Source organism: Photobacterium sp. MCCC 1A19761, assembly GCF_037389125.1.
Taxonomy (GTDB): domain Bacteria; phylum Pseudomonadota; class Gammaproteobacteria; order Enterobacterales; family Vibrionaceae; genus Photobacterium.
Genome location: NZ_JAZGTF010000049.1, coordinates 1 through 9,475, shown reverse-complemented (window position 1 = coordinate 9,475; position 9,475 = coordinate 1). Strand labels below are relative to the sequence as shown.

Below are 9,475 nucleotides of genomic sequence, written 5' to 3'. Positions count from 1 at the left end.
CGGCTTCAAGTTTAAACTCGGGACTAAATGTTCTTCTGCTACGTTTTGTCATTGTGTCACCTGTTAACTTCCGAGGTGATGATATCACCTCTAATCAGATGGCCAAATTAACTATGCCACTACACCCCCACCTCACGCCGACTTTGCCTGAAACGTTCTACGCCACTCTTTCGGAGTGACGGCAAAGCGTTGCTTGAACTTCTCACGAAAGGCGATCACCGAGCTGAATCCGACTTGATCGGCTATGCGCTCGATACTCAGGTCGGTTGATTCCAATAGCTCCTGGCCGACGTGTAAGCGCTCGGCGGTGAGCCATTCTCCAACGGACATGCCGGTGGCTTTGCTGAATTTGCGAGTAAAAGTTCGGCGGGTCATGAGCACCGATTCGGCAAGTGCATCCAGGCTGTAGGGTTGGCTTAGATCGTGACGCATCCGGTTGAGCAGCTCATTGATTCGGATATCGGCGGTTTTTTCCGGTATCGGTCGCTCAATATACTGCGCCTGGCCGCCATCACGGTGCGGCGGGATCACCATGCGTCGGGCCACTTTATTGGCCAGCGCGCTGCCGTAGTACTGTCGAAACACGTGTAGGCAACAGTCCAGCCCGGCGGCAGTACCGGCCGAGGTGATTAACCGATCGCACTCGACATAGAGCGAATTGGTGTCGAGCTGTACTGCCGGGAAACGCTGCATGAAATCCTGCTCGACCTCCCAGTGGGTTGAGGCTTTTTTCCCCGCCAGCAGCCCGGCGTGGGCCAGCACGTAAGCGCCCAGGCACAGGCCGATCAGGGTCGCTCCGCGCTGATAACAGGCCGCAAGCTTGGCCAGCAATGCCGGGTTGGGCTTTTCGGTCAGGCTACGCCAATAGGGAATGACAATGATATCGGCGTGATCAAGGGTGTCGATTGGCGCCAGGTTGGTCATGGCCATGCCGATATCGGAGGTGATCGCTCCGGGCTCTCCGGCCACAATAGACAGGTCGAACAGGGGCTGGCGCAGGAGACCTTCGCCGAAAATGATACAGGGCACAGAGAGGTGAAACGGACTGAACTGATTGAAGGCAATCACGGCCACTTTCGGTCGGGACTGAACTTTGGGGAGCTTTCCATCGCTGATGATCATCTGGCTTGCCTGCGTTGTCGGTTATCGATAGAAAACCAGTATAGCAACATTGTCCCGATTTATATCATTAATGTCCTTTGGGACAATTTTAGGCCGGGTGCTCTGGGCAGATAATAACCATCGAGATCACAACGAGGAAGCGATGATGAAATTTACCCAAGTACGCAATGCCACCGTTCAAATTGAATATGCCGGTCAACGGTTTCTGGTCGACCCGGTCCTGGCTGCCAAAGCAGCATATCCGGGATTTGAGGGTACCCTGAATAGTCACATCCGCTGGCCGACGGTCGAACTGCCTTTCAGTGTCGAGCAGGTGCTGGATGTCGATGCGGTGATTATTACCCACACCCATGAAGATCATTGGGATGAAGCGGCAATCAGGATGATTCGCAAAGACATGCCGCTGTTTGTTCAGCATGAAGCCGATGCCGAACTTGTTCGAGAGGCAGGGTTTAGCAATGTGACGATTTTGACGGAAACGGACCGGTTTGGCGAAGTGCAAATCGCTATCACCCGAGGCCAGCACGGCTCAGATGCGACCATGGCTGTGCTGGGCGGCCTGTTAGGGGAGGTCAGTGGGGTGGTGCTCAGCCACCCGGATGAAAAAACGGTGTACCTTGCGGGGGATACCGTCTGGAATCAACATGTGGAACAGGCCATCGCGACGTATCGCCCGGAGGTGATTATTCTCAATGCCGGAGACGCGCAAATCCCGGGGCTGGGCGCGATTATCATGGGGAAGGAAGATACCCTGACTGTTCATCAGGCTGCGCCGGAGGCGACGATTATCACAACCCATCTGGAAGCGGTGAATCATGCCGCGCTGAGCCGGGTTGAACTGCGTGAATTTATTGCCGACCACAATATCGACCCGTTTGTCCTGGTGCCTGAGGACGGGGAAAGCTATCAGCTATAGCTTGTCAGCTGTGCCCGAAACATAGCGGCTCGGTTGATCAGCTGGGTCTTTTTTATCGCCGACGTCCGGCTTGTAGGCGTCGGCTATACCATGCTTTGTCAAAGTTGGGCGATTGAGTTGATGGCTCCACGTTGTTCTGGTCTGTGTTGATCGCATTGCTTCTATCTTGCATTCCCCACCCAAATCCCTCCCCGATCACATTAATGATGAATTCATTATTACCGTTGGAGACGTTCCTCTCATCCTGAGGCTGTGGCGCTCTCGATTCTTGTGATGGAGAAATAACCTATTGATGATTCCAATAATAATTCAAGCACAAGGTTTACCTATGGTTACTTCTACTTCAAAAAGACCGTTTACTTTTCATCAAACGACGTTGCATCAACTTTCCAAATCAATGCTGTTGGGGGCGGGGGTGCTGCTGGTTTCCGGCATGGGGGCTTCTGCCGCGCATGCCGAGACGATTTTGCATGCCTTTAACTGGAAATATAGTGACATTACGACTGAGGCCAAAGCGATCGCGGCGGCAGGGTATAAGAAAGTGCTGATCTCCCCACCGCTGAAATCAACCGGGGAGCAGTGGTGGGCGCGTTATCAGCCGCAGGACCTCCGCCTGATTGACTCCCCGTTGGGCAATAAAGAAGACCTGCAGGCGCTGATCGCCGCCTTGAGCAATGAAGGGGTGGCGGTGTATGCCGATGTGGTACTCAATCACATGGCCAACGAGAGTTGGAAACGCAGCGATTTGAATTATCCCGGCAGTGAGTTGCTGGCGCAATACAGCCAGGATCTGGACTATGTGAATCGGCAAAAGCTGTTTGGCGATCTCAGCCTGGGGCAGTTTTCTGAAAATGATTTCCACCCGGCTGGCTGTATCTCCGACTGGAGCGATCCCGGCCACGTGCAGTACTGGCGCTTGTGCGGGGGGAGTGGTGATACCGGGCTGCCGGATCTGGATCCGAACGCCTGGGTGGTGAGCCAGCAACGCTTGTACCTGCAAGCGTTAAAAACGATGGGGATCAAAGGCTTTCGGGTCGATGCGGTCAAGCACATGAGTGATTATCAGATCAGTCAGATCTTCACCCCGGACATCACTTCCGGGATGCATGTTTTTGGCGAGGTGATCACCAGCGGCGGCAAAGGCAGCAGCGATTATCATGCGTTTCTGGAGCCGTATCTGAACAATACCAACCACGGTGCGTACGATTTCCCGCTGTTCGCTTCGATTCGCGCTGCTTTCTCCTTTGGCGGCAGCATGTCTCAGCTTCACGATCCGCAAGCCTACGGTCAGGCCCTGGCGGATGAGCGCGCGATCACCTTTACCATTACGCATGATATTCCGACCAATGACGGTTTCCGTTATCAGATCCTGGACCCGACTGACGAGCGGTTGGCTTACGCTTATATCCTGGGCAAGGATGGCGGGACGCCGCTGATCTACAGTGATGCGCTGTCTGCCGGAGAAGATAAGGATAACGGTCGCTGGAAGCATGTCTGGAGCCGTAGCGAGATGGTCAGCATGATCAGCTTCCACAATCAGATGCAGGGGAAAACGATGGAGACGCTGTATAGCGATCAGTGCCTGCTGATCTTCAAGCGTGAAAAAGACGGACTGGTGGCGATCAATAAATGCGGCGAGGCGCGCTCTTACACCATCGATACCGACAATACTGAGTTTAACTGGTATATGCCGTATCAGGATAAGCTGAGCAGTCACAGTGAAACTATCACCTCGCGCTATCACACCTTGACGGTGCCGGGACGAACCGCGCGGATGTTGGCTCTATAGCGCACACGGGCTTCATAGCGAACATTGGCTTCGCTATTCGCGCACATGGACGCGGTTGATGCAACGAACAGGGGTTAGCCGATAGGGCTAGCCCTTTTTTATTTCTCATGGCTGTTTTTCTTTGCTCAAGGCTGTTTTTATCGCTCACGACGATTGTTCTTCACTCACGGCTATTTGCTCATCACGCACGATCCTGTTGAAACGCGGCTGAGAATACCGAATGTGATGACGATGCGGTTAACCGCCTAAGCTGTTCATGGATATCAGGTTTCATTCAGAATGGCTTCACACTATTGGTATGTAATGAATGTCTGAGAGGGTTAGACATTGCTAATACATGTTTCAGGGGTATTAATTAATAGTGTTGGAAGCTGATAATAAGTGAATGATAATGAAACCTATTTTATCGATTGTACTGCCGGCAAAAAATGAAGCGGGGAATATCGGGCCGCTAATCACTGAAATTCACCAGGCTTTAAATACGCATATTGATTTTGAAATTGTGCTCACCGATGACGGCAGTGATGATGATACCGCCCAGGAAGCCATTCAGACGGCGAAACGACTCAGCTGCCAGCTGATTTTATTACGCCATCCGCAAAGCTGCGGCCAGAGTACCGCGCTTCATTCCGCCATCCGACATGCCAACGGCACCTTGATCGCCACCTTAGATGCTGACGGGCAAAATGATCCGGCTGATATTCTGGCGATGCTGGATCAAGCCAAAGGCGTTTCAGCAACGCATTTCTGCATTGCCGGGTATCGGAACAAACGCAAGGACACTCCTTGGGTTCATTTTCAGTCCAAAGTTGCCAATGCTGTCCGGCAATTTTTCCTTCGCGATGGGGTGCCGGATTCTGGTTGCGGGTTGAAGCTGTTCCCGAAAGAAACCTTTCTGTTACTGCCTTACTTTGATCACATGCACCGGTTTTTGCCGGCACTGATCCGACGGATGGACGGGGAAATCCTGATCCATCCGGTCAACCACAGGGAACGCACCGCAGGGGTGTCCAAGTATACGGTCTGGAATCGACTGTGGGTGGGCATCGTGGATCTGTTTGGTGTCATGTGGCTGCGGCGCAGAACCCGCTGGCCGCAGGTGGAAGTGGTCAACCCGGAAGAGTTGTAGATGAAAGTGGTCAAGGTTTTGGTGCTGATCGCGCTGATGATCGGGATTTATGCCGAGTCCAATAGCGACCTCTGGCAGCATATTTCGGATCAGAACTGGATCGCCGCATACATTACTGACAATGGAATGAGTGGGACCTTAATCCTGGTGCTGTTTGGGGCCTTGTTTACCGGTTGCGGCGGGCCCCGGCAGCTGATTGCGTTCACATTCGGCTTTGCGTTTGGCTGGTTTACCGGGTTCCTGTTGTGCCTGCTCAGTACGATCCTGAGCGCGATGGGCTGCTACTGGCTTGCCCACCTGATGTTAAAGTCGGCCCTGAACCGCTATTTCGGACATCGCTATCAAAGGTTTCAGCTGTTTGTGCGCAAACAGCCGTTCATCAAGGTGCTGATTGTCAGGCTCTTTCCGGTCGGCAGCAATTTGCTGACCAATCTGTTCTCGGGGGCTGCCGGGGTTCCCGTGAAGCCGTTTGTGACCGCCTCGCTGCTGGGGTATATCCCGCAAACGCTGATTTTCGCTCTGGCAGGCTCCGGGCTTGGCGGTGCGCATCAGTATCAGCTGGTCGCCAGTCTGTTTCTGGGGATGATCAGCCTGTTGCTGACCCACTATCTGTACCAGCGCTATAAGAAAAACCATTCTGCCGTCGTTTAGTGAAGGAATACGAAAATGATTCAGCGCCTCTCGGACAGACTTTTCAGTGATGATTACGACAAAGTGCTGTCAATTTTATTGGTGTTCGCCGTGGTGGTGATTCTGGCCGGGATCGGGCTGCGCTCTCCCTGGCCTGCGGATGAACCCCGTTTTGCCGAAGTTGCCAGGGAAATGGTGATGTCCGGCAACTGGTTCTTTCCCATGCGCGGGGGAGAGCTGTACCCGGATAAGCCGCCGGTGTTTATGTGGGCGATTGCCTTCTTTTACTGGCTGACCGGGAACATCAATGTGTCCTTTCTGCTGCCGAGTGCGCTGGCTTCGCTGATCACCCTGGTTTGTGTATACGACCTGGCGGCCAAGCTGTGGAGTGTGAAAGTCGCCCGGCACGCTTTTTGGCTGCTGATGCTGGTGCCGCAGTTTGTCCTGCAAGCGAAAACAGCCCAGATTGATGCCCTGGTCACCTGCTGGATCACCTTGGCCATGTACGGGTTTATCCGCCATTTCTATATCCAGGAAAGCTGGCCCTGGTTCTTTCTGAGCTGGTGTTTCATGGGGTTGGGGGTGATCACCAAAGGGGTTGGTTTCCTGCCGGTCTTTTTCCTGATCCCGGTGATGGTAGAGCGCTACTGGCAACATCGGCAGTTCGACCGGCGGGTGATCTTGAAGTCATCGGCCGGCCTGCTGTGGATGCTGGGAGTGATCGCGCTGTGGCTGATCCCGATGCTGATATTGGCTCAGCTCAGCCATAATCCTGACTTTATGGCCTATCGCGACAATATTCTGTTTAAGCAGACCGGCGAACGCTATGCCAATGCGTGGCACCACATCGAGCCCTGGTATTACTATCTGGTTAGTGTCATTCCTGTTTTCTGGTTTCCGATCCCCTTACTGCTGCTGAGCCGCAGATTGTGGCGCCATATTTTCAATCATCCCGTGCAGATCAGCCTGTTCGCTTGGGTGGCTCTGGTGGTGCTGTTTTTCAGCCTGAGCCCGGGCAAGCGCGGTGTGTATATCTTCCCCGCCTTGCCGATGCTGGCGCTGATTTGCGCTCCCTGGCTTGCCAGTTGTCCAATCCACCGCTGGATAGAGCGGGTGATTCAGGGCGTTCTGATCACGCTGAGCGCGGCGTTTTTCGTGACGGCGGTGCTGTTAATTTTTCAGGTTCCGTCGCTGATAAAGCATTTGGGGGACGATCCCAACTGGGTCGTGTTCATGCTGTTTTTCCTCGTGGTCGGGGGGATCTGGAGTACGGTGTTGTACCGGCTGCGCAACCAGTCGAGCCTGAACGTGTTCGGCGTGCTGATGGGGATCACCTGGCTGCTCTACAGCACCTGGGGCTATATGCTGCTTGAGCCGATCCGCACACCGGCGAAGCAAATTATGGACAACATCGCGGTTCGGCTCGGCGATCACGGCGAGCTGGGCCTGGTGAATTTTAAAGAGCAGTTCTTACTGTTTTCTCAGCAGCCGGTAACGCATTTCAGCTACCTGAGCCCGGCTGCGGAGCAGTATCGGAATGCCTGGCAATGGATGCAGGCCGCACCGGATCGGTACATTTTGATGCCGCAGCATCAGAACATCGAGTGTTTTGACCCGCAGAAAGCGGACACCGTCGGTTACGGGCACCGGACGTTCTGGTTGCTGTATGACATCTCCAGTGTCAAGGCAAGCTGCCAGCCGCCCAAGCAAGTCAAACAGTATCAGATGCCGTTCCACCCGCAGGATCACGAGGGAGCGTAAGCGATGAAATTATTCGTTACCGGCGCGGCCGGTTTTATTGGCAGTGCGGTCGTCAGGCGCCTGTGTCAGGAAGGCCATCAGGTCATTGGGGTCGATAATCTCAACGATTACTACGATGTCAGCCTGAAGCTGGCGCGGTTGGACGATATCCGGCACCCGAATTTTCAGTTCGAAAAAATCGCTGTTGAAAACTATCCGGCGATGACACAACTGTTTGCCCGTGAGTGCCCCGAACAGGTCATTCACCTGGCGGCACAAGCGGGGGTTCGCTACTCACTTGAAAACCCGATGGCCTACGGGGAGAGCAATCTGACCGGCTTTTTGTCCATTCTGGAATGTTGCCGGCATCACAAGGTTCAGCACTTAGTGTATGCCTCATCCAGCTCCGTCTATGGGTTCAATCAATCCGTGCCATTTTCGACCAAGGATCCGGTTGACCGCCCGGTATCCTTGTATGCCGCGACGAAAAAGTCGAATGAGTTAATGGCGCACAGTTACTCGCATCTCTACCAGCTGCCAACCACGGGGTTGCGCTTTTTTACCGTCTACGGCCCCTGGGGCAGGCCGGACATGGCGCTGTTTTCGTTCACCCAGTCGATCCTGGAACATCGCCCCATCGAGATCTATAACCATGGCAATATGCAGCGGGATTTCACCTACATTGACGATGTCGTGGAAGCGGTGACTCGCATTCAGCACCTCCCCAGCCAAGATGAGGCGTCCCCTTATCAGATCTTTAATGTTGGCCATGGCAGCCCGGTCAAACTGCTGGATATGGTCGAAGCGCTGGAGCAGGCTTTGGGCATCCAGGCGGTGAAGCATCTGCGCCCGATGCAGCCCGGGGATGTTTACCTCACCTATGCCGAGACCGAAGCGCTCTATGCGGCCATCGACTTTTCACCGGTTGTGGGTCTTGAAGAAGGCATTGCCCGCTTTGTACGTTGGTATCAGCACTATTACGCTGGCTGCACGAACGTAGGGAACAGAGGGTAAGACACGGCGCTGAATACCTGTGGTAAGGCTCGCGGTAAGAATGGTGAATTGTCCCTCGCTGGCACTGGGCTGAAGTGGGTGGATGTTGGCGTTGAGAAGCTAGCCGGACAAACAGGGATGGAAAAAGGGCTAGCCAATTCGGCTAGCCCTTTTCACAGGCATCATTGTTCAGTGATGATCGATCGGCCGCCAGCACGCTTAGAAAATACAGTGCTTTGCATAATCCTTGGCTTCATTGGCCGTCCAGTCGCCTTTCGGTTGCTGTTTCATTTCATCACACCACTCTTTGCTGCCGACTTCCGGTGAACATCCCTGCATCAGCAGCACGCCGAACAGCAGGGCGGTGGTCAGAAGAGCGTGTTGGAATTTTAAACGCATGATTGTTCCTTTCAATATGCTGCCCGGTTGAGGCAGCCGATTGATGCTATTTCAACATCTGACATAAAATAACGAGGTTAGAATTTGTTACAAACAACCTTGTCATCAAAGTGTAAAATGTGATGGTTCTCAGGAACTTTTGCCGTCAGTTCGGCCATCGCTGTTTTTACACCAGCATCGGGTTAATCGCTGCTGCGGAACCGTCGGTTTCCACGATCTCCCGTGACGCGGTCACGTTTTTGCGCGACATGCGGTCGCAGCAGGTGCCTGATTTCGGGCGGCTTCGCGAAGCCAGTCGATAAAACAGCCAATCGCCTGACCGTGCCGGTGTTGGATCAGGTAGTAACCGGCCTTGGCCGGAATCGCCTCAAACGGTGAGACCAACCTGCCGTTGTCCAAATCCTCCCGAAGCAGGGCCCCGCGGGCCATGGCGACGCCCAGTCCGGCTTCGGCTGCGGCCATCGCCATATCGGTGCGGTTAAAGTAGTGCCCTTTCTGGCTGTTGGCCTGTAGTCCCATTTTTTGAAACCAGTGGTGCCACTCATAGTCCGGCCGGGCATCGCGCCAGGGCATGGCGTCGTGCAGCAGCACCACCTGACGCCAGCAATCCGCCGCCTGCCAGTCGAACTTGTCCCGGTAAGCCGGGCTCATCACCGGGAGTAAATATTCGCTCATCAGCAAGGTGCCGCTGGTATGCGGCTGACGGCAGTAATCGATCACCAGATCGACGCTGGTGTCCTGATGGTCCACCAGCGCG

9 protein-coding genes are annotated in these 9,475 nt (G+C 54.2%); 6 read left to right on the top strand and 3 right to left on the bottom strand.

From position 1 onward, the window contains the following. Nucleotides 1-132 precede the first annotated feature (132 nt). Nucleotides 133-1,122, bottom strand: coding sequence for a GlxA family transcriptional regulator (locus VV869_RS24035; RefSeq protein ID WP_337737484.1), 990 nt, complete (start codon nt 1,120-1,122; stop codon nt 133-135). A gap of 142 nt (nt 1,123-1,264) precedes the next feature. Here VV869_RS24035 and VV869_RS24030 point away from each other — a divergent pair, with 142 nt between their 5' ends. The 6 genes from VV869_RS24030 (at nt 1,265) to VV869_RS24005 (ending at nt 8,340) form a co-directional block, all read left to right on the top strand. Next, the gene (locus tag VV869_RS24030; RefSeq protein WP_337737483.1) at nt 1,265-2,038 is read left to right on the top strand and encodes an MBL fold metallo-hydrolase; all 774 of its coding nucleotides are present in this window, start codon (nt 1,265-1,267) and stop codon (nt 2,036-2,038) included. A 397-nt stretch (nt 2,039-2,435) separates the two neighbouring features. Then, entirely contained in the window at nt 2,436-3,827 is a 1,392-nt protein-coding gene (locus VV869_RS24025) for an alpha-amylase family protein (protein WP_337737485.1), read from the top strand. Nucleotides 3,828-4,218: 391 nt separating this feature from the next. Beyond that, nucleotides 4,219-4,956 (top strand): glycosyltransferase family 2 protein, encoded by a 738-nt coding sequence (locus tag VV869_RS24020; protein WP_337737482.1) that lies wholly within the window; start codon nt 4,219-4,221, stop codon nt 4,954-4,956. Then, complete coding sequence (locus VV869_RS24015) at nt 4,957-5,607, top strand: TVP38/TMEM64 family protein (protein ID WP_337737481.1); 651 nt, start codon at nt 4,957-4,959, stop codon at nt 5,605-5,607. It abuts the gene before it with no gap. 15 nt (nt 5,608-5,622) lie between these two features. Continuing rightward, complete coding sequence (locus tag VV869_RS24010; RefSeq protein ID WP_337737480.1) at nt 5,623-7,347, top strand: ArnT family glycosyltransferase; 1,725 nt, start codon at nt 5,623-5,625, stop codon at nt 7,345-7,347. A 3-nt stretch (nt 7,348-7,350) separates the two neighbouring features. Next, nucleotides 7,351-8,340 carry an NAD-dependent epimerase/dehydratase family protein gene (locus tag VV869_RS24005; protein WP_337737479.1) on the top strand — a complete coding sequence of 330 codons (990 nt, stop codon included), beginning with the start codon at nt 7,351-7,353 and terminating at the stop codon, nt 8,338-8,340. A 198-nt stretch (nt 8,341-8,538) separates the two neighbouring features. On the opposite strand, the gene VV869_RS24000 is transcribed toward VV869_RS24005, so the two are convergent. Further along, nucleotides 8,539-8,718 carry a DUF3012 domain-containing protein gene (locus VV869_RS24000; protein WP_337737478.1) on the bottom strand — a complete coding sequence of 60 codons (180 nt, stop codon included), beginning with the start codon at nt 8,716-8,718 and terminating at the stop codon, nt 8,539-8,541. A 231-nt stretch (nt 8,719-8,949) separates the two neighbouring features. Then, nucleotides 8,950-9,475 (bottom strand): LysR substrate-binding domain-containing protein (locus tag VV869_RS23995; RefSeq protein ID WP_337737477.1); only part of this gene is annotated, 526 nt, incomplete at its 5' end.

What these genes read in the sequence shown, in the direction of transcription:
- VV869_RS24015 (WP_337737481.1), top strand. Translation starts at nt 4,957, where the DNA reads ATGAAAGTGGTCAAGGTTTTGGTGCTGATCGCGCTGATGATCGGGATT.
- VV869_RS24020 (WP_337737482.1), top strand. Translation starts at nt 4,219, where the DNA reads ATGAAACCTATTTTATCGATTGTACTGCCGGCAAAAAATGAAGCGGGG.
- VV869_RS24025 (WP_337737485.1), top strand. Translation starts at nt 2,436, where the DNA reads ATGCTGTTGGGGGCGGGGGTGCTGCTGGTTTCCGGCATGGGGGCTTCT.
- VV869_RS24000 (WP_337737478.1), bottom strand. Translation starts at nt 8,718, where the DNA reads ATGCGTTTAAAATTCCAACACGCTCTTCTGACCACCGCCCTGCTGTTC.
- VV869_RS24035 (WP_337737484.1), bottom strand. Translation starts at nt 1,122, where the DNA reads ATGATCATCAGCGATGGAAAGCTCCCCAAAGTTCAGTCCCGACCGAAA.
- VV869_RS24005 (WP_337737479.1), top strand. Translation starts at nt 7,351, where the DNA reads ATGAAATTATTCGTTACCGGCGCGGCCGGTTTTATTGGCAGTGCGGTC.
- VV869_RS24010 (WP_337737480.1), top strand. Translation starts at nt 5,623, where the DNA reads ATGATTCAGCGCCTCTCGGACAGACTTTTCAGTGATGATTACGACAAA.
- VV869_RS24030 (WP_337737483.1), top strand. Translation starts at nt 1,265, where the DNA reads ATGATGAAATTTACCCAAGTACGCAATGCCACCGTTCAAATTGAATAT.